This is a genomic window from Kineococcus rhizosphaerae (genome assembly GCF_003002055.1).
Lineage (GTDB): Bacteria > Actinomycetota > Actinomycetes > Actinomycetales > Kineococcaceae > Kineococcus > Kineococcus rhizosphaerae.
Genome location: NZ_PVZF01000004.1, coordinates 106,378 through 129,570, shown reverse-complemented (window position 1 = coordinate 129,570; position 23,193 = coordinate 106,378). Strand labels below are relative to the sequence as shown.

At 75.0% G+C, this 23,193-nt stretch carries 24 protein-coding genes, 3 tRNA genes and 1 riboswitch; of the genes, 17 read left to right on the top strand and 10 right to left on the bottom strand.

Annotation, left to right across the window (positions count from 1 at the left end; all coding sequences use genetic code 11):
- Nucleotides 1-7 precede the first annotated feature (7 nt).
- Both CLV37_RS09795 and CLV37_RS09790 read left to right on the top strand, forming a co-directional pair.
- On the top strand, nt 8-1,177 hold the full coding sequence (locus CLV37_RS09795; protein WP_106209702.1) for a four-carbon acid sugar kinase family protein: 1,170 nt from the start codon (nt 8-10) through the stop codon (nt 1,175-1,177).
- Entirely contained in the window at nt 1,174-1,809 is a 636-nt protein-coding gene (locus CLV37_RS09790) for a DUF998 domain-containing protein (RefSeq protein ID WP_170127157.1), read from the top strand. The genes CLV37_RS09795 and CLV37_RS09790 overlap by 4 nt, the downstream gene beginning before the upstream one ends.
- A gap of 62 nt (nt 1,810-1,871) precedes the next feature.
- On the opposite strand, the gene CLV37_RS09785 is transcribed toward CLV37_RS09790, so the two are convergent.
- The 3 genes from CLV37_RS09785 to rarD are packed head-to-tail and all read right to left on the bottom strand — an operon-like array spanning nt 1,872 to nt 5,381.
- A complete protein-coding gene (locus tag CLV37_RS09785) occupies nt 1,872-2,669 on the bottom strand; it encodes a hypothetical protein (RefSeq protein ID WP_106209697.1) in 798 nt (265 codons plus the stop codon).
- Nucleotides 2,666-4,387, bottom strand: coding sequence for a bifunctional lysylphosphatidylglycerol flippase/synthetase MprF (locus CLV37_RS09780; RefSeq protein WP_170127156.1), 1,722 nt, complete (start codon nt 4,385-4,387; stop codon nt 2,666-2,668). Before CLV37_RS09780 ends, CLV37_RS09785 begins: the two co-directional genes overlap by 4 nt.
- Before the next feature lie 22 nt (nt 4,388-4,409).
- Nucleotides 4,410-5,381, bottom strand: coding sequence for an EamA family transporter RarD (gene rarD / locus CLV37_RS09775; RefSeq protein ID WP_211298527.1), 972 nt, complete (start codon nt 5,379-5,381; stop codon nt 4,410-4,412).
- Between the two features lie 54 nt (nt 5,382-5,435).
- Between rarD and CLV37_RS09770 the strand changes: the two genes are divergently transcribed.
- Genes CLV37_RS09770 through CLV37_RS09760 form a run of 3 tightly spaced genes read left to right on the top strand, consistent with a single transcriptional unit; the run spans nt 5,436 to nt 8,642 of the window.
- On the top strand, nt 5,436-6,857 hold the full coding sequence (locus CLV37_RS09770; protein ID WP_106209693.1) for an FAD-dependent oxidoreductase: 1,422 nt from the start codon (nt 5,436-5,438) through the stop codon (nt 6,855-6,857).
- Between the two features lies 1 nt (nt 6,858).
- On the top strand, nt 6,859-7,674 hold the full coding sequence (locus tag CLV37_RS09765) for an electron transfer flavoprotein subunit beta/FixA family protein (protein WP_106209690.1): 816 nt from the start codon (nt 6,859-6,861) through the stop codon (nt 7,672-7,674).
- Entirely contained in the window at nt 7,671-8,642 is a 972-nt protein-coding gene (locus CLV37_RS09760) for an electron transfer flavoprotein subunit alpha/FixB family protein (RefSeq protein WP_106209687.1), read from the top strand. The genes CLV37_RS09765 and CLV37_RS09760 overlap by 4 nt, the downstream gene beginning before the upstream one ends.
- Before the next feature lie 44 nt (nt 8,643-8,686).
- Here the strand turns inward: CLV37_RS09760 and CLV37_RS27485 are convergent, their stop codons facing one another.
- Nucleotides 8,687-9,799, bottom strand: a complete 1,113-nt coding sequence (locus CLV37_RS27485; RefSeq protein ID WP_170127155.1) for an alpha/beta hydrolase — start codon at nt 9,797-9,799, stop codon at nt 8,687-8,689.
- Nucleotides 9,800-9,882: 83 nt separating this feature from the next.
- Nucleotides 9,883-10,683 carry an SGNH/GDSL hydrolase family protein gene (locus CLV37_RS27480; protein WP_170127154.1) on the bottom strand — a complete coding sequence of 267 codons (801 nt, stop codon included), beginning with the start codon at nt 10,681-10,683 and terminating at the stop codon, nt 9,883-9,885.
- A 108-nt stretch (nt 10,684-10,791) separates the two neighbouring features.
- A riboswitch (SAM riboswitch) is annotated at nt 10,792-10,880 on the top strand.
- Between the two features lie 4 nt (nt 10,881-10,884).
- On the opposite strand from CLV37_RS27480, the gene CLV37_RS09750 reads away from it, so the two are divergent.
- Nucleotides 10,885-12,216: an MFS transporter gene (locus CLV37_RS09750; RefSeq protein WP_170127153.1), complete on the top strand. Its 1,332-nt coding sequence runs from the start codon at nt 10,885-10,887 to the stop codon at nt 12,214-12,216.
- Complete coding sequence (locus CLV37_RS09745) at nt 12,213-13,571, top strand: LLM class flavin-dependent oxidoreductase (protein WP_106209685.1); 1,359 nt, start codon at nt 12,213-12,215, stop codon at nt 13,569-13,571. Before CLV37_RS09750 ends, CLV37_RS09745 begins: the two co-directional genes overlap by 4 nt.
- A 17-nt stretch (nt 13,572-13,588) precedes the next feature.
- Here the strand turns inward: CLV37_RS09745 and CLV37_RS09740 are convergent, their stop codons facing one another.
- Nucleotides 13,589-14,824: a PP2C family protein-serine/threonine phosphatase gene (locus CLV37_RS09740; protein WP_170127152.1), complete on the bottom strand. Its 1,236-nt coding sequence runs from the start codon at nt 14,822-14,824 to the stop codon at nt 13,589-13,591.
- A 93-nt stretch (nt 14,825-14,917) separates the two neighbouring features.
- Here CLV37_RS09740 and CLV37_RS09735 point away from each other — a divergent pair, with 93 nt between their 5' ends.
- The gene (locus CLV37_RS09735) at nt 14,918-15,565 is read left to right on the top strand and encodes a LysE family translocator (protein ID WP_211298525.1); all 648 of its coding nucleotides are present in this window, start codon (nt 14,918-14,920) and stop codon (nt 15,563-15,565) included.
- A gap of 64 nt (nt 15,566-15,629) precedes the next feature.
- Nucleotides 15,630-16,511, top strand: coding sequence for a zinc metalloprotease HtpX (gene htpX, locus CLV37_RS09730; protein ID WP_106209680.1), 882 nt, complete (start codon nt 15,630-15,632; stop codon nt 16,509-16,511).
- 13 nt (nt 16,512-16,524) lie between these two features.
- Here htpX and CLV37_RS09725 read toward each other — a convergent pair whose 3' ends face one another.
- Both CLV37_RS09725 and CLV37_RS09720 read right to left on the bottom strand, forming a co-directional pair.
- On the bottom strand, nt 16,525-17,466 hold the full coding sequence (locus CLV37_RS09725) for an alpha/beta hydrolase family protein (protein ID WP_106209678.1): 942 nt from the start codon (nt 17,464-17,466) through the stop codon (nt 16,525-16,527).
- Entirely contained in the window at nt 17,466-17,957 is a 492-nt protein-coding gene (locus tag CLV37_RS09720) for a YajQ family cyclic di-GMP-binding protein (protein ID WP_106209676.1), read from the bottom strand. Before CLV37_RS09720 ends, CLV37_RS09725 begins: the two co-directional genes overlap by 1 nt.
- A gap of 106 nt (nt 17,958-18,063) precedes the next feature.
- Between CLV37_RS09720 and CLV37_RS09715 the strand changes: the two genes are divergently transcribed.
- The 8 genes from CLV37_RS09715 to CLV37_RS09680 all read left to right on the top strand — a co-directional run bounded on the left by CLV37_RS09715 (nt 18,064) and on the right by CLV37_RS09680 (nt 21,894).
- Nucleotides 18,064-18,145 (top strand) — tRNA-Tyr (locus tag CLV37_RS09715).
- A 93-nt stretch (nt 18,146-18,238) separates the two neighbouring features.
- Nucleotides 18,239-18,310: transfer RNA gene (locus tag CLV37_RS09710), tRNA-Thr, on the top strand.
- A gap of 28 nt (nt 18,311-18,338) precedes the next feature.
- Nucleotides 18,339-18,412 (top strand) — tRNA-Met (locus CLV37_RS09705).
- A 150-nt stretch (nt 18,413-18,562) separates the two neighbouring features.
- Nucleotides 18,563-18,730, top strand: a complete 168-nt coding sequence (gene rpmG / locus CLV37_RS09700; RefSeq protein WP_106209674.1) for a 50S ribosomal protein L33 — start codon at nt 18,563-18,565, stop codon at nt 18,728-18,730.
- 32 nt (nt 18,731-18,762) lie between these two features.
- Complete coding sequence (locus CLV37_RS09695) at nt 18,763-19,224, top strand: FAS1-like dehydratase domain-containing protein (protein ID WP_106209671.1); 462 nt, start codon at nt 18,763-18,765, stop codon at nt 19,222-19,224.
- On the top strand, nt 19,221-19,628 hold the full coding sequence (locus CLV37_RS09690; protein WP_106209669.1) for a MaoC/PaaZ C-terminal domain-containing protein: 408 nt from the start codon (nt 19,221-19,223) through the stop codon (nt 19,626-19,628). The genes CLV37_RS09695 and CLV37_RS09690 overlap by 4 nt, the downstream gene beginning before the upstream one ends.
- On the top strand, nt 19,625-20,839 hold the full coding sequence (locus tag CLV37_RS09685) for an MFS transporter (protein ID WP_106209667.1): 1,215 nt from the start codon (nt 19,625-19,627) through the stop codon (nt 20,837-20,839). The genes CLV37_RS09690 and CLV37_RS09685 overlap by 4 nt, the downstream gene beginning before the upstream one ends.
- Nucleotides 20,836-21,894: a UDP-N-acetylmuramate dehydrogenase gene (locus CLV37_RS09680; RefSeq protein WP_106209665.1), complete on the top strand. Its 1,059-nt coding sequence runs from the start codon at nt 20,836-20,838 to the stop codon at nt 21,892-21,894. Before CLV37_RS09685 ends, CLV37_RS09680 begins: the two co-directional genes overlap by 4 nt.
- Here the strand turns inward: CLV37_RS09680 and CLV37_RS09675 are convergent.
- Together CLV37_RS09675 and CLV37_RS09670 are read right to left on the bottom strand one after the other, a co-directional pair.
- Complete coding sequence (locus CLV37_RS09675) at nt 21,860-22,264, bottom strand: GntR family transcriptional regulator (RefSeq protein WP_106209663.1); 405 nt, start codon at nt 22,262-22,264, stop codon at nt 21,860-21,862. The genes CLV37_RS09680 and CLV37_RS09675 overlap by 35 nt on opposite strands.
- A complete protein-coding gene (locus CLV37_RS09670) occupies nt 22,261-23,178 on the bottom strand; it encodes a hypothetical protein (RefSeq protein WP_106209661.1) in 918 nt (305 codons plus the stop codon). Before CLV37_RS09670 ends, CLV37_RS09675 begins: the two co-directional genes overlap by 4 nt.
- Between the last annotated feature and the right edge of the window lie 15 nt (nt 23,179-23,193).

Sequence of the window (23,193 nt, the reverse complement as noted above, 5' to 3'; positions counted from 1 at the left end):
GCGGAGCGTGAAGACGGTGGTGCTGGACGACGATCCGACGGGGACGCAGTCGGCGACGGGGGTGCGGGTCCTGCTGGCGTGGGACGCCGCCGTCCTGGAGCGCACGCTGCGCGAGGTGGACGCCGTGTACGTCCAGACGAACTCGCGGGCCCTGACCGAGGCGGCGGCGGTCGCGCTCGTGACCTCGATCCGCGACGACGTCCTCGCCGCGGCCGGCCGCCTCGGGGTGCGGGTGCGCTTCGTGCTGCGCGGGGACTCCACCCTGCGCGGGCACGTCTTCGCCGAGACCGACGTGTTCACCGGCCCCGACGACGTGGTCCTGTTCGTGCCGGCGTTCCCGGCCGGGGGCCGCACGACGATCGACGGCGTGCACCTCGTGGGCGGTGTCCCGGCCGCCGAGAGCGAGTACGCCGCCGACCCCGTCTTCGGGTTCACCAGTTCCCGGCTGGAGGACTACGTGCGGGAGAAGTCCTCGCGCACCCCGTTCCGGGGACCGCTGGAGCAGGCCCCGGCCGGGGCCGTCGTCGTGCCCGACGTGCGCGACGACGACGACGTGCGGGCGCTGGCCGCCGACCTCGAACGGGCCGAGCGGGACGGACGGGGTGTCGTGGTGCGCTGCGCGGCCCCTCTGGCGGCGGAACTGGCGGGGGTGGCCAGCACCGGGTACCTGGACCGGCTGCCGACGGCCCGGCGCGTCCTGGTGGTCTGCGGGTCGCACACCGAGGGCGCGCGGGTCCAGCTGGAGGCCCTCGCCGGGGACGGGGGAGGCACCCGGCTCGTCCTGCCGACCGCGGCGGCGCTCGCGGACCCGCTCGCGGCGGGACGGGAACTGGCCGCGCGGGCGACGGGCGACCTCGTCGTGCTCGCCACCGAACGCGTCCGCGCCGCCGACCACGGCACGCTGGACCACGGGGAGCGCGTCATGGCCGCGCTCGTGGAGGCCGTCCGCCTCCTGCGCCCGCGCGTCGACGCCGTGGTCAGCAAGGGCGGCATCACGGCCGCCGAGGTCGCCCGCACGGGCCTGGGGGCGCGCGAGGCCGTCGTCGAGGGGCAGGTCGCGCCCGGGGTCTCGGTGTGGCGGCTGCCCGTGGACGGCCGGGAGGTCCGGCAGGTCGTCGTGCCGGGCAACGTCGGCGGGCCGTCGGCGATCGTGGACGCGGTGCGGGCGCTGCGGTGAGGCGTGCCGCCCACCCCGGCTGGCTGCCGGTGGCCGTCGTCGCGGCGCTGGCCAACGCGAACTTCCTGCTCGCCCCGTTCGTGGGGGCGCGCGTCGACCTGGCGGTGGGGGTCATCAGCGAGCTGTCGGTGCCGACCGAGCCGGGCTCGATCTGGTTCCGCCTGGGCGACGGCAGCGCGGGTCTGCTCACGGCCCTGCTGGCGCTGCCGCTGTGGCGCAGCGGGCCCCGGCACGCGCGGTTCCGGGCGGTGTGCCTGGCCGTGTTCGGTCTCGGCACGTTCGTCTCGGCGCTGGTCCCGGTGACGTGCGCGCCCTCGCTCGGGCCGTGCCCGGCGTCGTCGGTGGGCGCCGAGCTCGTCCACGACGGGGTGTCCGTCCTCGGCACCGCCGCGGCCGTGCTCGCCGGGGCCGAGCTCGTCTGGCGCACCTCGGGGGTGCTGCGCGCGCTGGCGCTGCTCGTCGCGCTCGTCTCGACGGGCTGCGGGCTCTACGAGGTCGTCACGTTCTTCCAGGGCGGCAACGGCGGGGGCGGGGACTCCCAGCGCTGGCAGGTCCTGGCGGTCTCGTCGTGGATCGTGCTGGAGGTCGTGAGCTGGGGGACCCTGCACCGGCGCCGGGCCCCCTCCCGCTGACGGCACACCTCGCGCCCTCCGGACCCGCACCCGCGGGCGGGAGGTGTGCCTCCGGCGGGGTCTCAGCCCTCCTCGGGGATCGCGGGGGAGCCCGCGAGCACCACCGAGCACCCGACCACGACGACCAGCGCCGCGACCGCGGCCCCGAACCACCCGGGGCGCACCTCGTCGCCGAGCAGCGCGAACCCCGCCACGGCCGGGACGACGACCTCCACCGACCACAGCAGCGCGGTGGCGGCCCCGACCGACCCCTTCTCCAGCGCCGCGGCGTACGCCAGGGTCCCCGCGACGCCGGCGACGACGACGGCCCACGCGACCGGTTCCAGCGCGACCCGCCACCAGGCCGGGGGGACCTCGACGGCCCGGGCCCCGAGGGCGGCCACCGAGTACCCCAGCCCCGCCAGGACCGCGAACACCGTGGACCCGCTGCGCCGCAGCGCGAGCACCGCGGACAGGCACAGCCCGGCCGCCACGCACAGCGCGACGAGCACCGGGGCGGGCACGAGGGGGGCGGGCTGCTCGGTCCCGGCCCCGCCGACGACCCCGAGGGCGCCCACGAGCAGCAGGACCGCGACGGTGTCCCGCGTCCGCAACCGCGAGCGCAGGACCACCCGCGCCAGCAGGACCGTCAGGGCCAGCGAGCCCGCGAGCAGCGACTGGACGGCGAACGTCGGCAGCCGCCGCAGCGCCACGAGCGAGAGCAGCCACGCGAGCCCGTCGAGCCCGAGGCCGGCGAGGTAGAGCGGGGACCGGGTCAGCGCCGCCGCCGACGACCCCCCGCGCACGCCGAGGGCCTGCAGGATCGAGGCCCCCGCGTACGCGAGCGCCGCGAGCAGCGCGGCCCCCAGCGCCAGGCTCACGGGCGGCGTCCGAGGAACCGGCCCACGACGGGCAGTTCCGCGACCCCTTCGGCGCCGGCGATCGTCAGGCCCTGCGCGGCCGCGAACTCGACGGAGTCCAGGACGACGTAGCGGGGTTTCCAGGTCGGGTCGTACTTGGCGTTGAACTTCCACAGCGACTCGATCTGGGCGCTGCGCGACAGCGCGTGCAGGGCGCGGCGGCCCAGGTCGGCGACGGCGCCCTCGCGCTCACCGGCGACCAGTTCGCGCAGCACGGCGAAGTTCAGGCCCAGGCCCCGCCCGCCGTTCTCGGCCAGGTGCGCGGCGGTGGCGACGATGAGGGCGTCGGTCAGGCCGTTGGGGACGTCCTCGGCCGTCGAGCGGCGCATGACGTCCAGGGAGTACCCCTCGACCTTCGCGGCGGGGGTCCACTGGATGAACCCGGCGGGCCGGCCGTCGTCGAAGCGGGCCACGCTGACCAGGACGCCGGTGTCGGCGGGGTCGAACAGGCGCGAGAGCGTCATCGAGTACCCGCGCTCGGCCTCGCCCTGGCGGGACTGCCCGGAGATGGCGAGCAGCTCGGCCTTCACCTCGGCGGGCACCGTGGGGCCGTCGAGGAACTCGACGCTGATCCCGGCCTTGGTGACGCGGTTCACCGACCCGCGCAGGCTCTTCATCGACGAGCCCTTGAGGGAGAACTTCGTGCAGTCCAGCACGGCCTCGTCGCCCAGGTAGACCGGGCGCAGCCCGACGGCCTCGTAGGAGGGCAGCCAGTCGGTGCCGGCGCCGACGACGGCGACGGACCAGCCGCTGCGCTCGACGAGGTCGAGGAACTCGGTGAGCAGCGCGCCGCCGCGCTCCGGCGGGGCGATGGGGTCGGGGGAGACGAGGCAGACGCCGTTGCGGACGCTGTAGGCCACGACCCCCTCGCCCTCGGGGAAGGTGACGAAGAAGAAGTCCTTGTCGTCGCGCAGCGCGAAGTAGTCGAGGGTGTCGCCGCCGTGGGCCAGGACGACGGCGCGGGCGCGTTCGCGTTCGGCCAGCCGCTGCTCGGGGCTGAGGGTCTCGGGGCGGTGCGGGCTGAACAGCACCCAGCCCAGGACCACCACGAGGGTGATGCCCAGGGCCAGCAGCGAGGGGTTGAGCAGCGGCAGGAAGACGTGGCTCTCGTCCCCGCGCAGCACCGGCAGCGGGCGGCTGCTGTCCCCGACGAGCCGTTCGACGACGGCGGCGGTCGTCTCGCGCGGGTGGCGCTCCTCCCCGACGGCGACGACGAGGGCGGCGCTGACGGCGAGGGTGAGGACGGCGCCGATGGTCAGGACGCGCGCCGCGCGCCGGGTGCGGGCGGCGCTGGGCAGCACGGGGAACGAGCGGGCGTTGGCGGACAGCCACACGAGCAGGACGACGTCGAGGACGGCCTCCTCGACGTCGATGCCCTTCAGCAGGTGCAGGACGGCGGAGGTGGCGAGCAGGACGAGCGTGACGACCCACGCCAGCCGCTGCCCCTGCCGCAGCCCGCGGGCCAGCAGCAGCAGCGCGATGGAGACGGGGACCAGGACCGTCTTGGTCAGCAGCGGGACCCCGAGGGGCAGGACCTCCAGGAGGGGGCCGAAGCGCTCCCGGAACGGCGGGGTCACCGCGGACAGGACACCGACGACCGCGAGGACGACGACGAAGACGGCGCCGAGGCGGCGGGTGCGGGCCCGTCGGGCGCGCCGGGCCAGGAGCGGGGGCAGCACTCTCAGCAGTCTGCCGGGTGGATCACCGCTCGTGCACCGTGACGGGTGTGCTCCCGGCGGACTCCCGGCGCGCTCCCAGCCGCTGGTGGCGCACCACGTCGACGGTGAGCACGGCCAGGGCCAGCCAGACGAGCCCGAAGCCGATCCAGCGCGAGGCCGGCATGGTCTCCCCGAGCAGCAGCGCCGCCACGAACTGCAGGACGGGGGTGACGTACTGCAGCATCCCGATGACGGTCAGCGGCACCCGGGAGGCGGCGGTGGCGAACAGGACCAGCGGCACCAGCGTCGTGGGGCCGGCCAGCACGAGCAGGCCCGCGTGCAGCGGCCCCTCGGTGGCGAACGTCACCCGCGGCCCCAGCACGAGCAGGGCCACGACGGCGGGCACGACGAGGACGGTGGTCTCCACCGTCAGCCCGGTCAGCGGGTCCACCCCGCCGCCGCGGCGGCCGAGCTGGTTCTTCAGCAGCCCGTAGGCGGCGAAGGAGACCGCCACGGTCAGCGCCATCCACGGCAGCCGGCCCAGGTCGACGGTGATGACGACGACGGCCGCGAGCCCGACGCCGACCGCGGCCCACTGCCCGGGCCGCAGCCGTTCGCGCAGGACGAGGACCCCGAGCAGGACGGTCAGCAGCGGGTTGACGAAGTACCCCAGCGCGGCCTCCAGGACGTGCCCGTCCACCACGGCCAGGCCGTAGACGCCCCAGTTGACGGCCACGGCGACGGCGGCCGCCGCGAGCAGGGTGCGCTGCTCGCGCGAGCGCGCGACGGCGGCGACGCGCCCCCAGCGGCGCAGCGCCGTGACGAGGACCGCGGACAGCGCGAGGGAGAACACGACGCGCCAGGCGAGGATCTCCAGGGCGCCGGCCGAGCGCAGGGCGTGGAAGTAGAAGGGGAACAGCCCCCACAGCCCGTAGGCGGCCGCCCCGGCGAGGACCCCGCTGCGGGTGTGGACGGTTCGTGCAGGGCCGGCGGGGGGTTGGTCCACGGGGGTCACGGGGTCATCGTCGCGTTCGTGGTGGTGGCGCCCGGCGTTTAGGCTTGCCTACGGATGAATCCTCCTCGAGAGACAGGGACACCGAGAGCTGTGACCGATTCGAACCGTCCGCTGCGCGTCGCCGTCGTGGGAGCCGGACCGGCCGGGATCTACGCCTCGGACATCCTCTCCAAGGCCGACCTGTCGGCCACGGGCTTCGACGGCGTCGGCATCGACCTGTTCGAGCGCCTGCCCGCGCCGTTCGGGCTCGTGCGCTACGGCGTCGCGCCCGACCACCCGCGCATCAAGCAGATCATCGTGGCCCTGCAGAAGGTGCTGGGGCGCGGCGACATCCGGCTGCTGACGAACGTCGACTTCGGCACCGACGTCACCCTGGAGGACCTGCGGCGCCACTACGACGCCGTCGTCTTCTCCACCGGCGCGATCAAGGACGCCCCGCTGACGATCCCCGGGGTCGACGCCCCCGAGAGCTTCGGCGCGGCCGACTTCGTCTCCTGGTACGACGGCCACCCCGACTACCCGCGCGAGTGGCCGCTGGACGCCGCCTCCGTCGCGGTCCTCGGGGCCGGCAACGTCGCCCTCGACGTGGCGCGCGTGCTGGCCAAGCACGCCGACGACCTGCTCCCCACCGAGATCCCGGCCAACGTGTACGAGGGCCTGAAGGCCTCGAAGGTCACCGACGTGCACGTCTTCGCCCGTCGCGGTCCCGCGCAGGTGAAGTTCTCGCCGCTGGAGCTGCGTGAGCTCGGTCACGTCCCCGACGTCGACGTCATCGTCGACCCGGAGGACTTCGAGTTCGACGAGGGCTCCGAGGCGGCCATCGCGAAGTCCAACCAGACCCGCCAGGTCGTCAAGACGCTGACGGACTGGACGCTGAAGGAGGGGGAGTCGACGGCCTCGCGCCGCATCCACCTGCACTTCCTGCACGCCCCCGCCGAGATCGTCACCGGCGCCGACGGCCACGTCACGGGCCTGCGGACCGAACGCACCCGCCTGGTGGGCGACGGCACCGTCGAGGGCACCGGCGACCTGCACGACTGGGACGTGCAGGCCGTCTACCGCGCGGTCGGGTACTTCGGCTCCCCGCTGCCGGGCCTGCCGTTCGACGAGCTCGCGGGCGTCATCTCCAACCACGAGGGCCGCGTCGTGTCCCCCGAGGGCGAGCCGGTGGACGGCGTCTACGTGACGGGCTGGATCAAGCGCGGTCCCGTCGGGCTCATCGGGCACACCAAGTCCGACGCCTCCGAGACCGTCAAGCACCTCGTGGCCGACGCCGCGCGGTTCTCCCGCGCGAGCGAGCCGGACCCGCAGGCGATCCTGGACTTCCTGCGGGACAAGGGCGTCGACGTCCTGACCTGGACCGACTGGGAGGTCCTCGACGCGTTCGAGCGGGCCCTGGGCGAGCCCCACGGCCGCGAGCGCGTCAAGGTCGTGTCCCGCGAGGACATGATCAAGGCCTCCCGCAGGGTCGGCTGACGTGCGCGTCGTCGTCTGCGTCAAGCACGTCCCCGACCTGCAGTCGGCCCGGTCCCTGGGGGAGGATGGCCGGCTCGTCCGCGGCGGGGACGACGACACCCTCAACGAGCTGGACGAGGACGCCCTCGAGGCCGGGCTGCGCACCGCCGAGGCCGCCGGGTTCGGGAAGGACGACGGGGGGGAGGGCCACGACGTGACGGTCCTGACCGTCGGCCCGGCCCCGGCCGTGGAGGCCCTGCGCCGCGGGCTGGCGATGGGCGCGTCCACCGCCGTCCACGTCAGCGACGAGGCCCTCGCGGGCTCCGACGCGATCGCCACGGCCCGCGTGCTGGCGGCCGCGGTGGCGAAGCTGCACGCCGAGCAGCCCGTCGACCTCGTCGTCGCGGGCATGGCGGCCCTGGACGGGCTGACGTCGCTGGTCCCGGCCGCGCTGGCCGAGGTCCTGGGCTGGCCCCAGCTCACGCTGGCCGACCGCATCGAGGTCACCGACGGGCTCGTCACGGTGCGCCGGGAGACCTCCACCGACGTCGAGGTGCTCACCGCGCCCGCCCCGGCGGTGCTGTCGGTGACCGACCAGGCCTTCCGCGCCCGCTTCCCGAACTTCAAGGGGATCGTGGCCGCGCGCAAGAAGCCGGTCGCGACCTGGTCGCTGGCCGACCTCGGCGTGGACCCGGCGACCGTGGGCTCCGCCGGGTCCGCGACGTGGGTCGCGCAGGCCGCCGAACGTCCCGAGCGCTCCGACCGCGTGCTCGTCACCGGGGACGCCGAGACCGTCCCCGCGCTGGTGGACTACCTGTCCGAGAAGGGTTTCGCGTGAGCATCGCCGTCCTCGTCGACCACACCGACGGCCACGTCCGCAGCACCTCGCTGGAGCTGCTCACCTTGGCCCGCCAGCTGGCCTCGACCACCGGTCTGCCGGTGCACGCCGTCTGGACCGGCGCGGACCCGCAGGCCGAGGTGGTGGCCGCCCACGGCGCGGACGCGCTGCACGTCGTCCGGGTCGAGGGCGCCGACGAGCACCTGACGACCTCGGTCGTCGACGGGCTGCAGACGGTCCTGACCGCCCTGGGCGACGTGTCGCTGCTGCTGGTTGCCTCGACCTTCGAGGGCAAGGAGGTCGCCGCGCGGCTGGCGGTGCGGACCGGCGCCGGGGTCGTCACGGGCGCCTCGGGCGTGGAGCTCGCCGACGGGCACTGGACGGCCCGCAAGACCGTCCTGGCCGGGACGTGGGACACCGCCTGCGCCGCGGCGTCCTCCCTGGCGGTGGTCGCGCTCGCCCCGCACGCCGTGCAGGCGGCCCCGCTGGCGGTGCCGGCCGAGACGCGGCTCGTCGAGCACGCCGTGCAGGCCTCGGCCGCCGCGCGCGCCGTGAGCGTCGTCTCCCGCGAGCCGCGCCCGCGCAGCGAGCGGCCCGCGCTGGCCGAGGCGGAGGTCGTCGTCGTCGGCGGCCGCGGGGTCGAGGGCGACTTCTCCGGGGTCGAGGAGCTCGCCGACGTCCTCGGGGCGGCCGTGGGCGCGACCCGCGTCGCGACCGACGAGGGCTGGATCGGGCACGAGGCGCAGGTCGGGCAGACCGGTGTGACGATCTCGCCGCGGCTGTACGTGGGGGCCGGGGTGTCCGGGGCCGTGCACCACAAGGGTGGGATGGCCGCCGCGCAGACGATCGTCGCGATCAACAACGACCCGGACGCGCCGATCTTCGAGTTCGCCGACTACGGGGTCGTGGGCGACCTCACCGAGGTCCTGCCCGCGCTCACCGCGGCCCTGCGCGCCCGCCGCGGCTGACCACCCCCCGACCAACCTCTGACCACCCTCCGACCATCCCCTGATCAGGCGGTCGGGGCGAACCCCTCCTCGTTCGCCCCGAGCCACTGCAGCGCCTGGGGCACGAACCCGGCCCAGATGCTCGTGCGGTGACCGCCCTGCTGCTGGGTCACGAGCGTGACCTGCAGCGGGCCGTGGGCGGCGTCGGCCAGGGCCGAGGTCGAGGGCCAGGCCAGGCCGTCGCTCTTGGAGGCCAGCGCCCACAGCTTCACCGCGGGCGGGTCGGTCTTCGCCAGGGCGACGAGGTCGTACCGCTTGGCCTGCGGGCTGCCCGCGGCGAAGGGGCGCCAGGAGCCGAGGTTCAGCCGGGCGTAGCCGCCGAAGGTGATCGCGGCACCGAACTGCTGCGGGTGCAGCATCGTCACCTCGTTGGCGCACCAGCCCCCCATCGACAGGCCGATGCTCGCCCAGCCGTCCGCGTTCCGGCTGGTCGTCCAGTGGCTCTCGACGTAGGCGGGCACGTCCCGCGCCAGCCACGTCTCCAGCTGCGGTTCGCCCGCCGGGCCGTCGACGCACTCGGTGTCGCGGCCCGCGGGGATCTCCAGGTCGGGGACGACGACGATCGACTCGGCGAGCTGGTGGTCGGCCACGGCCCCGTCGAGGGCTGGCAGGACCTTCATCGCGTCCAGCCACTGCTGGGGGGTGCCGGGCCAGCCGTGGAAGGCCTCCAGGACGGGGTAGCCGCCCGCGGGCGCCTTCACCTTCCCGTAGTCCTTCGGCAGCACGACGAGGACCTGGCCGGTGGTCCCGGACGCCGGGCCGGGGACGTCGACGCTGACCACGCGGCCGTCGTAGCCGTCCAGGGGCCGGGGGTGGACGTCGTCGACGGGGGTCGAGCCCTGCGTCGTCCCGCCGGCGGCGGTGGTCGTGGTCGTGGTCGTCGCGTGCTCGAGGCCCAGCAGGTCCGACCAGGACGAGTACAGGCCGAACTGGCTGTTGACGACGAGGAAGACCGCGACCAGGACGGTCGCGTTGACGCCGACCAGGGACGCCGTGCGGGCCAGCAGGCCCAGGACGCCGCGGCGCGCGAGGCCGCGCCAGAAGACGATGACCGCCACCAGGGCCAGGGCGGCGACGCCGATGGCCACCCCCTGAGTGGTCGTGCTGGACAGGCTCACTGCGACTCCCCCCGAGCCGGACGCGGGCACGAGTGCGTGCCTGCACCGATCATCGATCCGGGCGGGCGCACCGGCGGTCGTTCTCAGGGGATGTTCGGTGAACCTGTGGCGTTCTCCCGGTGCAGGGCGGCCAGCACGGCGGCGGCGATGGCCTCGTGGCCGGCGGTGTCGGGGTGGTCGCCGTCGTCGGCCAGCAGGGCCGTCGGGTCCTGCGCGCCGTCGGGGCCGTGGAAGACGGGCCGCAGGCCCACGACGGTGGCGCGCGGCCCGACGACGGCCGCGAGGCGGTCGTCGAACGCGTCCGTCAGCTCGTCCTGCACCTGCTCCTGCGGGCCCGTGTAGGTCCGGGCGGCCACGTCCCCGTCGAGCCCGACGGCCCAGTAGTCCAGGACGACGACGCGGGCGCCCGTGGGGCCGAGCCGGTCCAGCGTCGCGGTCACCCGGTCCACGGCGTCGTCGACCGCGGTGTCGACCTGGGCGGGCGTGGGCAGCGGGTCGGCGTCGACGAACGGCGCGAGGTCGTTGGCCCCGGTCTCGAGCAGGACGAGGTCGCCGCCGCCGATGGTCGCCAGGCTGTCCTGCGCGGTCTGCGCGGTGTCGGTGGAGGTCGCCCCGTCCTCGGCGAGCTGGTCGAGGGACCAGGCCGGGCCGAGCGCCTGCGCGACGAGGGCGGGGTAGGGGTCGCAGTCGCAGTGGGCGCCGCTGGGCACGGAGTCGCCGAGGGCCACGACCTTCGCCGTGGCCACGCCCTGCGCGGTGGCCGCGCCGGGGACGCCGGGGGGTCCGGCGGCGGCGCGCGGGGAGGTGGGGTCCGCGGGGACGGCGGCGGCGACGCAGCCGAGCAGGAGGACGAAGACGGCTCCGAAGCGTGTCGATCCCCTCACACGGCGCACCGTCCCACCCCCGCCTGTGACGAACCTCTGAACCGCACGTGGTCCCGGGCTCCCCGGGACGCGGTTTGCCCACCCGATCATCCCGTCGTAGGTTCGGCGCAGCCATCCAGAGCGACCGAGAGACCCGGCTCGTCGACGTCGCAGCAACCACCCGCGAGGGCAGGTGCTACCGCCGGGACCGATGGGAGCCCCGTGAGCACCACGCAGTCCTCCGACGTCCTCGTGCGCCCCGGCGCCCGCCTGGCGCGCCGCCGAGCCGCCCTCGGCAGCTTCGTCGGCACCACGATCGAGTGGTACGACTACTACCTCTACGGCACCGCGGCCGCCCTCGTCCTCGGGCCGCTGTTCTTCCCGACCGTCGGCGGCGCGGTCGGCGTCATCGCCGCCTTCGCCACCTACGCCGTCGGGTTCGTGGCCCGCCCGCTCGGCGGCGCCGTCGCCGGCCACCTCGGCGACCGCCTGGGCCGCAAGGTCGTCCTCGTCGCCTCGCTGCTGACCATGGGCGTCTCGACGGCCGCGATCGGCGTGCTGCCCACCCACGCCCAGGTCGGGGTCTGGGCGCCCGTCCTGCTCGTCCTGTGCCGGCTCCTGCAGGGCTTCTCCGCCGGCGGGGAGTGGGGCGGGGCCGTCCTGCTGTCCGTCGAGCACGCCCCGCCCGGGCGCCGCGGGCTGTTCGGGGCGATCCCGCAGATGGGCTCGGCCGCCGGGATGGTGCTGGCCAGCGGCGGGTTCTGGCTGGCCCGCGCCCTGACCAGCGACGACGCCTTCCTGGCCTGGGGCTGGCGCGTCCCCTTCCTGGCCAGCGCCGTCCTCGTCGTCGTCGGCCTGCTGATCCGCCTGAAGGTCACCGACTCCCCGGCCTTCACGGCGTTGCGCGAGGCCGACGCCACGGCCCACCGGCCCGTCGCGGAGGTGCTGCGGCGCAACCGGCGCGGTGTGCTCCTGACCACCGGCATGCGGCTGGGGCAGAACGGCGCGTACGTCCTCTACACCGTCTTCGCCCTCAGCTACCTGACGAACCACGTCCGCTCCGACGGCGCCGACGTCGGCCTGCTCGCCGTCCTCGTGGCCTCGGTGCTGAGCCTGGCCGCGACCCCGCTGTGGGGGCTGCTGTCCGACCGGATCGGCCGCCGGCCCGTCTACCTGTTCGGGGCGGTGCTCACCGCGGTGTTCACCGTCCCCGCCTTCCTGCTGCTCGACACGGGGTCGACGGTCCTGATCGTCGGCGCGGTCGTCATCGCGATCAACCTCGGCCACGACAGCCAGTACGGCGCGCAGGGCGCGTTCTTCGCCGAGCAGTTCGACGACCGCACCCGCTACAGCGGGGCGTCGCTGGGGTACTCGATCGGGGCCGTCCTCGGCGGTGGCCTGACGCCCCTCATCGCCGCCTCGCTGCTGGCGGCCGGGGGCGGACGCCCGTGGCTGGTCGCGGGCTACCTCTCGCTCCTGGCGGTCCTGACGACCGTCTCGGCCGCGCTCACCCGCGAGACCGCGCACGCGCCCCTGGACGCGGGTGCCCGGTGAACCCGTTGCGGCTGAACGCCTTCACGATGGCCTGCGTCGGGCACCAGGCCGCCGGCCTGTGGTCGCGCCCGGAGGACCGCAGCGCCGACTACCGCACGCTGCGGCACTGGACCGACCTCGCCCAGCTCCTCGAGCGCGGCGGGTTCGACGCGCTGTTCCTCGCCGACGTCCTCGGCACCTACGACGTCTACGCCGGCTCGCGCGACGCGGCCGTGCGCGGCGCCGTGCAGGTGCCCGTCAACGACCCGCTGGCCGCGGTCTCGGCCATGGCGGCCGTCACGCGGACCCTCGGCTTCGGGCTGACCGTCACGACGACCTACGAGCAGCCGTACTCGCTGGCCCGGCGGCTGACGACGCTGGACCACCTCACCGACGGCCGCGTCGCGTGGAACGTCGTGACCGGCTACCTCGACTCCGCCGCCAGGAACCTGGGTTTCTCCGCGCAGGTCGCCCACGACGAGCGGTACGACGTCGCCGAGGAGTACCTCGAGGTCTGCTACAAGCTGTGGGAGGGGTCCTGGGAGGACGACGCCGTCGTGCGCGACACCGCGCGCGGCGTCTACGCCGACCCCGCCAAGGTCCACGACATCGACCACCACGGCCGCTACTTCGACGTGCCCGGCGCGTTCCTGTGCGAACCGTCCCCGCAGCGCACGCCCGTGATCTTCCAGGCGGGGTCCTCCCCGCGCGGGCAGGAGTTCGCCGCCCGGCACGCCGAGTGCGTCTTCGTCATCGCGCCCACCGCCGCGATCGCCCGCCGGTCGGTGGACTCGTTGCGCCGCAAGATCTCCGAAGCCGGTCGCGACCCCCGCTCGGTCGCCGTGTACGCCGGCCTGACCGCCGTCGTGCGCAGCACCGACGCCGAGGCGCGGGCCCTGCTGGCCGACTACCGCGAGCACGCCAGCCGCGAGGGGGCCCTCGCGCTGTTCGGCGGCTGGACCGGGGTCGACCTCGCCGGTCTGGACCCCGGCGAGACGCTGCAGCACGTCACCACCGACGCCAACCGCTCCGCGCTGCGCAGCTTCACCGACGACCCCGACCGCGAGTGGACGATCGACGACCTCGCGCGGTTCGTCACCGTCGGCGGGCGCGGGCCGGTGCTGGCCGGGTCCCCGCAGACCGTGGCCGACCAGCTCGAGGAGTTCGCCGAGCAGGCCGACGTCGACGGGTTCAACCTCATGTACGCCACGCTGCCGGGCACCTTCGCCGACGTCGTCGACCACCTCGTGCCCGAGCTGGAGCGCCGGGGCCGGATCGCCCCGCGGGTCGCGCCGGGCACGACCCTGCGCGAACGGCTCGGGGCCGGCCCGCGGCTGCCGGCCGACCACGTCGGCGCCTCCCACCGGCGTCCCTGACCCCGCGGGCCGGGGGGTCAGGGCAGGTCGCGCACGGCCAGGACCGCGCAGTCGTCCTCGCTGGTGGCGGCGTGCTCGGCGACCAGCTCGGTGAGCAGCGCCTCCAGGGGTTCGGTGTGCGTCCGCTCGAGCCTGCTGCGCAGGTCCCGGATCCCCTCACCCACGTCCCGCCCGCGCCGCTCGACGAGCCCGTCGGTGTACAGGACGAGGGAACCGCCCGCCGGCCACGGCAGCTCGTGGTCGTGCCGGGGGCGGTCCGGGGCCACCCCCAGCGGCAGGTCCGGTTCGCGCAGCAGCGCCGAGCTGCGCCCGCGGGGGTCCACGAGCAGCGGCGGGGGGTGCCCGGCCGTCGTCCACCGCACCGTCCGCGGCGTCCCCGGCGGGTCGAGCCGCACCACGGCCATCGTCGCCAGCGTCTGGTCGTGCAGGACGTCGAGGACGTGGTCGAGCCGGCTCACCAGCGCGGCGGGGTCCTCCTCGGGGTGGTCGACGGCCAGGGCCCGGAACATCGAGCGCACCCGGCCCATCCGGGCCGCCGCCTCGATGTCGTGTCCCGCCACGTCCCCGATGAGCAGCAGGACCCCGCCGTCGGGCACCGGGATGACGTCGTACCAGTCGCCGCCGACCTGCTCGTCGGTCGGGGACCACGGCAGGTACCGGCTCGCCAGCTCCAGGCCCGGCAGCGTCGGCAGCTCGGGCAGCATCGCGGCCTGCAGGGTGTGCGCGACGTCGCGGCGCTCGCGGTACAGCTGGGCCCGCCGGGCCGCCTGCGCCGTCGCGCCGGCGAAGGCCGTCACCAGCTGCCGGTCCTCCTCGACGAGGGGCCGGTCCTCGTCCCACGCGATGCTCAGCGCCCCGATCCGGAACCCGCCCGAGATCAGCAGCGGCAGCACGTAGCCGGCGCGCAAGCCGGTGCGGCGCAGCGGGTCGGCGATGCCGGGGAAGGCCCCCAGGAGCTCGTCGCGGGTGGCGAAGACCAGGGGCCGGCCGGAGCGGGCCACGCGGTGGGCGGGGGAGTCGAGGTCCAGGGGCAACCGCAGCCAGCGCTGCTCGGTGTCGTCGTCGAGCTGGCCCAGCGCGGGGGTCGTCAGCCAGGGCCCCTCGATCATGGACACGGCCGCGTAGCAGGCGTCGAGGTCCGCGCGCGCGACGTCCCGCACGGCGAGCGCCACGTCCTCCACGCTGTCGGTCGCGGCGAGGGCGGTGGCCAGCGCGAGCAGGGTCCCGGCCCGCCGGTCGGTGCCCGTCGTCACCCGCACCTCCCGTGTCCACCCGTCCTGGCGTCTCAGCGAAGTCACTCACAGTCCACATGCATCACGCAACCGTCGGACGCCTACGCTGACGGGGTGCCGCTGACGCTCGAGCAGGTCCTCGCGCTGGCCGCCACCAGCGCCGTGATCATCCTCGTGCCCGGTCCCAGCGTGCTGTTCGTCGTCGGGCGCGCCCTGGCCCACGGCCGCGCGGCGGCGCTGGCCAGCGTGCTCGGCAACTCCCTCGGCAGCCTCGGCGCCGCCCTCGTGATCGCCGTCGGGCTCGGGCCGGTGCTGCAGCGCTGGGACGTCGCGCTCGAGGTCGTCAAGCTGGCCGGGGCCGCCTACCTCGTCCTGCTCGGGGTGCAGGCCCTGCGCGGGGCCGGCCACACCCCCGGGACGGCCCCCGGACCCGCCGGTGGGCCGGAGCGGTCGGCGGGCCGGGCGGTCCGCGCCGGGGTCCTCGTCGGCGTCAGCAACCCCAAGGTCTTCGTGCTCTTCGCGGCGGTCCTGCCCCAGTTCGTCGACCCCGCGGCGGGTCCGGTCCCCGTGCAGATGGCCCTGCTCAGCCTCGTCCCCGTCCTCATCGGCCTCGTCTGCGACAGCGGCTGGGGACTGCTGGCCGCCCGGGTCCGCTCGGCCTTCCTCGGCCGGCCCGCCCGGCTGCGGACCGTCACCCGCGTCGGCGGCGCCTCGATGATCGCGCTGGGTGTCGTGACGGCCGTCACGGGCCGGCACCGCTGACCGGAACGCGCGGGGGGCCCGGGGCGTTCAGCCCTGGGGAACCTCGCACGGGGGAAGGGACTGGATGCACCGGCACCACAACGGCCTGAAGACCGCCGTCCTGTTCGGCGCGATCTGGGCCGTCCTGCTCCTCATCGGCGCCCTGCTGGCCTCGTCCTTCCGAGCGCCCGTGATTCTGCTCGTCTTCGTCGTCCTCGGTGTCGGCACCTCGGCCTACGGGTACTGGAACTCCGCGGCCCTCGCCCTGCGCTCGATGCGCGCGCGGCCCGTCTCCGAGGCCGAGCAGCCCGGCATGTACCGGATCGTGCGGGAGCTGTCGACGACGGCCCGCCAGCCCATGCCCCGGCTCTACGTCTCCCCGACCATGGCGCCCAACGCCTTCGCGACGGGCCGCAACCCCGAGAACGCCGCCGTGTGCTGCACCGAGGGCATCCTGCAGATGCTCGACGAGCGGGAGCTGCGCGGCGTCCTCGGCCACGAGCTCATGCACGTCTACAACCGCGACATCCTCACGAGCTCGGTCGCGGGGGCGCTCGCCGGGGTCATCACCTCGATCGCGCAGTTCGGGGCGCTCTTCGGCTCGATGCTCGGCGGCGGCCGCGACGAGGACCGGCCGAACCCGCTGGCGGTGCTGCTGCTCTCCCTGATGGCGCCGCTGGCCGCGACCGTCATCCAGCTCGCCATCTCGCGCACCCGCGAGTACGACGCCGACGAGGACGGCGCGAAGCTGACGGGGGACCCGCTCGCGCTGGCCTCGGCGCTGCGCAAGCTGGAGCTGGGCACCCGTGAGCTGCCGCTGCCGCCCGAGCGAGAGCTCGTGAACTCCAGCCACATGATGATCGCGAACCCGTTCCGCGGGCAGGGGGTGGCGAAGCTGTTCTCCACCCACCCGCCCATGGCCGAGCGCATCGCGCGCCTGGAGGCGCTGGCGGGCTACCGGCGCTGACGCCCTGCGACGCTCAGGCGAAGTGCTGTTCCAGCCAGTCGCGGAACAGCGGCACGACCGGCCCGTCCGGGGCCTTCGCGTCGTCGTGCGTCGCCCCGTCGAGGAGCTGCACGTCGATCGTGTCCCCGGCCCGCGTCACCGCGTCGGCGAAGAACTGCGTCTGGGAGACCGGGACGACCTCGTCGGCCAGCCCGGCCCCGGCGAACAGCGGCATGCCGTACGGCACGCGCAGCGACGGGTCGCCGTAGGCGAACCGGTCGGGCTGCTGGTCGGGCAGGCCGCCGAACAGCGCCTCCACGAGGTCGTTCTCGCCGTAGTCGACCGACGGGTGCAGGACCCCCGCCAGCGAGGCCGCCAGCGCCGGGGTGACCCGGGGGTTCGCGGCGGGCTGGTCGGCGGCCAGGGTGTGCCGGGCCGCGGCCCACATCGCGAGGTGACCGCCGGCGGAGTGCCCGACGAAGGCGATCCGGTCGGCGGGCACGGAGGCCTTCGCCGCGGCGTCGGCGGCGAGGTCGACGGCCTGACCGGTGTCGGTGAACGTCCCCGGCCACCCGCCGTTCTCCCCGAAGCCCCGGTAGTCGACGTTCAGCGTCGGGTAGCCGCGGCCCACGAGGTCGGCCACGAGGACGTTCAGGTCCCGGCGGTCGTTGGTGTCGTCCCAGCCGCCGCCGTGCACGGCGACGACGAGGAAGCCCGCGTGCTCGCCCACCGGCACCCACAGGTCCGAGACCTGCCGGTAGTGCTCGCCGTAGCGGAAGACCGTCAGCTGGTCGCGGGACAGGCCCTCGGGGACGAACGAGTCGTCCGTGGCGGGGTCCGGTGGCCCGGACGGGGACCCGCTCGCGGCTCCGGTCGGGGTGTCCGTGGCGGAGGGGGTGGCCTCCCCGTCCCCGTCCCCGCACCCGGCCAGCAGCCCGCCGGCCAGGGTGAGCCCGAGCAGGTCCCGTCGCCGCATCAGCGGTAGTTCACGAACTGCAGCGCCACGTCGAGGTCGGCGCCCTTGAGCAGGGCGATGACCTCCTGCAGCTCGTCGCGGCTCTTGGACGTCACGCGCATCTCGTCGCCGGTGATCTGCGTCTTGACGCCCTTGGGGCCCTCGTCGCGGATGATCTTGCCGATCTTCTTCGCGACGTCCTGGGCCAGGCCCTCCTTGAGGTCGGCGGTGATCCTGACCTCCTTGCCCGACTGCACCGGGTCGGACAGGTCGAGGACCTTGAGGGAGACGCCGCGCTTGATCAGCTTGGTCTGCAGGACGTCGAGGACGGCGTTCACGCGGTCCTCGGAGTTGGCGACCATGAGGATCTGCTCGCCGCTCCAGCGGACGTCGGCGCCCACGCCCTTGAAGTCGTAGCGCTGGGCGATCTCCTTGGCGGCCTGGTTGAGGGCGTTGTCGACCTCCTGGCGGTCGACCTTGCTGACGACGTCGAACGACGAGTCGCTGGGCACGCGGGGTCCTCCTGGGGACGGGGGTGGGGTGTCGGTCCCGAGTCCGGTTTTGGGCACCGCCTCGGTCTTGCTATGGTCTCACCGTCACCAGCTCGCTGGTGGCACTGGCGGGTTGCCCGAGCGGCCAAAGGGAGCGGATTGTAAATCCGCCGGCGTAGCCTACGTTGGTTCGAATCCATCACCCGCCACGTCGCGAGTCGCGACCCGGTGCTCGTCCCGAGCACCGGGTCGTGGCGTGTAAGGTCGTCACAGGCCGCGCACGCGGCACTGCAAGACGTAATGCCCCGATAGCTCAGTGGTAGAGCACTTCCTTGGTAAGGAAGAGGTCTCGAGTTCAATCCTCGATCGGGGCTCGCAGCCGGCGGTCTCCGCCGGACGCACGGCGGGGTAGCTCAGTTGGTTAGAGCGAACGGCTCATAATCGTTAGGTCGCCGGTTCGAGTCCGGCCCTCGCTACAGCGCACGACACGCCCCGAGCGGTCGCCCCCACGGGTGGCCGCTCGTCGCACGTTCGGGCGCGGCGCGCTGGTCGCGTACCCTGGTACGCGGATCGGCGGCGCACTCGACCGCCCGCGTTTCACGACACTGAGGAAGAGGCACCCGGCCGTGGCCAAGAGCACCGACGTCCGCCCGAAGATCACCATGGCTTGCACCGAGTGCAAGGAGCGGAACTACATCACCAAGAAGAACCGTCGGAACGACCCCGACCGTCTCGACCTGGCGAAGTTCTGCCCGCGCTGCGGCAAGAAGACCACGCACCGCGAGACCCGCTGACCCTCGCACCGACCCGGGGAGCGCACGCCACTGTGACGACCGTCAGCGTCGACGAGTCCTTCGCGGGGCGCGTGTACCCCCCGAACGGCACGACCACGGTGACCGCCGACGCGGTCCGGGCCTTCGCCCGGGCCGTGCGGGCGGCCCACCCCAGCCACCACGACACCGCCGCGGCCAACGAGCTCGGCTTCGCCGACGTCGTGGCGCCGCCCACGTTCGCGGTGACGCTCGCCCAGGCCGCCGAGGCCCAGTTCATCTCCGACCCGGCCGCCGGCATCGACTTCTCCCGCGTCGTCCACGGCGAGGAGCAGTTCACCCACCACCGCCCGATCGTCGCCGGGGACGAGCTCGCCGCCGAGGTCCACGTGGACCGCGTCCGCGTCGTGCGCGGCAACGCCATGGTGACCACCCGCACCGAGCTCACCCTCGCCGACGGCACCCCCGTGACGACCGTCACGTCGATGCTCGTCGTGCGCGCCCCGGAGGAACCGTGACCGTCGAGGTCGGCACCGAACTGCCCGTCGCGCGCTACGAGCTCTCCCGGGCCGACCTCGCCACCTACGCCGAGGCCTCGGGGGACCGCAACCCGATCCACCTCGACGAGGCGACCGCCCGGGCCGTCGGCCTGCCCGACGTCATCGCCCACGGCATGCTGACCATGGGCCTGGCCGGGACCGTCGTCGCCGACTGGGCGGGGGACCCGAGCCGCGTCCTGTCCTACGGCACGAAGTTCACCGCCCCCGTCGTGGTGAGCGCCGACGAGCCGGCCGTCGTCGAGGTCGCGGGCACGGTCGTCGCGGTCGACGCCGAGGCGGGCACCGCCGAGGTCGACCTGGTCGTCACCAGCGCCGGCGCGAAGGTCCTGACCCGGGCCCGAGCGGTCGTCAGGCTCCGGTGAGCGGTCCCTCGCTGGCGGCGCTGCGAGCGAGGACGGCCGTCTACGCGGCCTTCGTGCTCAACGGGGCGGTCACCTCCGCCTGGATCTCCCGCATCCCCTCCGTCCGCGACACCCTGGGCCTGTCGAACGGCGGCATGAGCGTCCTGCTGCTGGCGATGGCCGTCGGATCGGTCGTCACCATGCCCCTGGCCGGTGCCGTCGTGCTGCGCATCGGCCCCGCCCGCACGGTGGTCGCCGGCGCGTGCACCGTGGCCCTGGGGCTGCTGCTCGTCTCCACGTCCGTCGACGGCTTCGGGCTCGTGGCCCCGGCCGCGGTCGGCCTGTTCCTCACCGGGGCCGGCACGGCGAGCTGGGACGTCGCGATGAACGTCGAGGGCTCCGCCGTCGAACGGCGCCTGGACCGCTCGATCATGTCCCGCTTCCACGCGGCCTGGAGCCTGGGCAGCGTCCTGTCCGCGGGGCTGGCGGTGCTGCTCCTGCGCCTCGACGTGCCCACGTGGGCCCACCTGGGGGCGATCGCGCTGCTGGGCGTGGCCGGGGCCGCCGTCGCCACCCGCTCCTTCCTGCCCGCAGCCGCTCCCGCCACCGACGAGGACCGCCCCGCCGGGTCCATCACCCTGGGCCAGGCCTGGCGCGAACCGCGCACGCTCGTCATCGGCGTCCTGGTGCTGTGCATGGCCTTCGTCGAGGGCACCGCGAACGACTGGCTGGCCCTGGGGATCGTCGACGGGCACGATGCCTCGCACTCCACGGGGGTCGCGGGGTTCACCGTGTTCGTGGTGGCGATGACCCTGGGGCGCGTCGGCGGGCCGGTGGTGCTGGACCGGCTCGGCCGCGTCGTCGCGCTGCGCCTCAGCGCGGCCGTCGCCGCGGTGGGGGTCGTCGTCTTCGTCCTGTCGCCCGGCGTCGCGGTCGCGGTGGCCGGTGCCCTGCTGTGGGGCCTGGGCACGGCGCTGGGCTTCCCGACGGGCATGAGCGCCGCGGGCGACGAGGAGGTCAACGCCGCCGTGCGCGTCAGCGTCGTCTCCTCCGTCGGGTACACCGCCTTCCTGGCCGGCCCCCCGGTGCTGGGGCTGCTGGCCGACCACGTGGGGGTCGTGCACGCCGTCACCGCGGCGGCCGTGGCCGCCGTCGTCGCGCTGTTCGTCGCCGCCGCGACCGCGCCCCACCACGCGGGTGCGGCCCTGGGGCGGGGCAAGCTGTCCTCGTGACGTCCCTGGCTGACCTGACCACCCTGCGCGTCGGTGGCCCCGCCCGCCGCCTCGTCGAGGCCACGACCGACGCCGAGCTGGTGGAGGCCGTCTCGGCGGCCGACGCCGCCGGCGAACCGCTGCTGCTCGTCGCGGGCGGGTCGAACCTGCTCGTCGCCGACGAGGGCTTCCCCGGCACGGTCGTCCACGTCGCCACGTCCGGCCTGAGCGTGGCCTCCGAGGACGCCTGCGGCGGTGGCGTCGTGACGGTCGCCGCCGGTCACCGGTTCGACGACTTCGTCGCCACGGCGGTGCAGCGGGGCTGGGGCGGCGTCGAGGCCCTGTCCGGGATCCCCGGCAGCGTCGGCGCGACGCCGGTGCAGAACGTCGGGGCGTACGGGCAGGAGGTCGCTCAGACCGTCGAGACCGTCCGCACCTGGGACCGCGTCGAGCGGCGGCAGCGGACGTTCGCCGCCGCCGAGCTGGAGTTCGGGTACCGCTCGTCGGTGCTGAAGACGTCCCGCACGGCCCTCGCCGGTGAGCACCCCGAGAGCCGCTACGTCGTGCTGGACGTGACGTTCCAGTTCCCGCTGCGCACCCCGCCGGTCCGCTACCCCGAGCTCGCGCGCCGCCTCGGCGTCGAGGTCGGCGACGTCGCCCCCGCCGCCGCGGTCCGCGAGGCCGTGCTGGAGCTGCGCGCGGGCAAGGGCATGGTCTGGGACCCGGCCGACCGCAGCGACCACGACACCTGGAGCGCCGGGTCGTTCTTCACCAACCCGGTGCTCACGTCCGCCCAGGCGCAGGAGCTGCCCGCCGACGCCCCCCGGTTCCCGGCGGGTGACGGGCTGGTCAAGACGTCGGCGGCGTGGCTCATCGACCGCGCGGGCTTCGGCAAGGGCTACGGCGCCCCGGGTCCGGCGACGCTGTCGACCAAGCACACCCTCGCGCTGACCAACCGCGGCGGCGCGCACGCCGCCGACCTGCTCGACCTCGCCCGGACCGTCGTGGCCGGGGTCGAGCGCGAGTTCGGGATCCGCCTGGTCAACGAGCCGGTGCTCGTCGGGGCGTCTCTCTAGAACGGGCCACGTGGTCCAGGGCGGCGCGGACGACGTCGAGGGCCTGGTCGGTGGACAGCCCCGAGCTCAGGGCCCGTTCGGCGAACCCCTCCGCCGCCCACCGCACGTCCTCCTCGACCGAGACCCGGGCGGTCACGACCGTCCCCGTGCGGCGCCGGGACACCACGGTCCCGGCGAGCTCCAGCTCGCGGTAGGCGCGCTGGACCGTCCCGACGGCCAGCCCGAGGTCGGCGGCCAGGGCGCGGGCCGCGGGCAGCCGGTCGCCGTCGGTCAGCGCCCCGGTGGTGACCAGGGTGGTGACCTGCTCGCGCAGCTGCTCGTAGGCGGGGACGGGGGAGCCGGTGTCGACGACGACGCGCAGCTCGGTCACCGGACGGTCTCCAGTCGGCGGATCCCGCGGGCGGGGACGAGCAGGACGGCGAGGGCGAACAGGGCGAGCAGCCCCCCGCCGCAGGCGACCGCGGCCGCCAGTCCGTCCGCCCACGCGGGGACGCTCACCTCGTGCTCGACGAGGGTGCCCCCGACGTACTCCCCCCAGGACCCCCCCACGCCGTGCACGGCCAGTCCGCCCAGGACGAGCATCGCGGCGCTGGTGCCCAGCAGACCGGCGGTGGAGACGCGCAGGGCGCGGTGGGCCGCGGCTCGTCGCAGAGCCCCGTCGGTGACGGCGTCGGCACCCGTGACGGCCGGGCGCTGCGGGACGCGGAGCAGGACCGCCCAGGTCACGGCGACGACGGCGGCGGCCGCGAGGGCGATCGGCCCGGCGTAGAAGGCTCCGGGGAACGGGCCGTGCGCGCTGGTCATCGGGCCCTGGACGAGCTCGTAGGACCTGCCGTCGTCGGCGGCCATCGCGGTCCCGGCCACGCACACCGCCCAGGTCAGGGCGCACGCGAGCGTGAAGAGGGTCAGCATCCCGCGGGGGGCGTCCTGCCGCACGGACCGCACGGCCAGGCGTGCCGAGCGCACCCGCTGGGCCGGTCGCGGCCAGCTCAGCTCCCCGACGAGCAGCACCGCGGCGTGCAGGGCCGCGGCGGCCAGGGGGACGACGGCGATCAGCTGGGTCCGCCGCAGGCTGGTCTGGGGGAGCGAGGTCCCGAGCACGAAGAGCGCCACGGCCAGTGCGACCGCGAGGACCGCCACCGTCGTGCCCCGCCGCCTGGCCCGCACGACGGGTGCCGTCAGGTCCGTCGACGGGACCCGCCGGACGAGCAGCACCCCGCCCACGGCGAGGCCGGCGAGGAGGAAGAGCGACAGGGGCAGGACTGCGACCACGGGTCCGAACACGGTGACCTCCCGGGG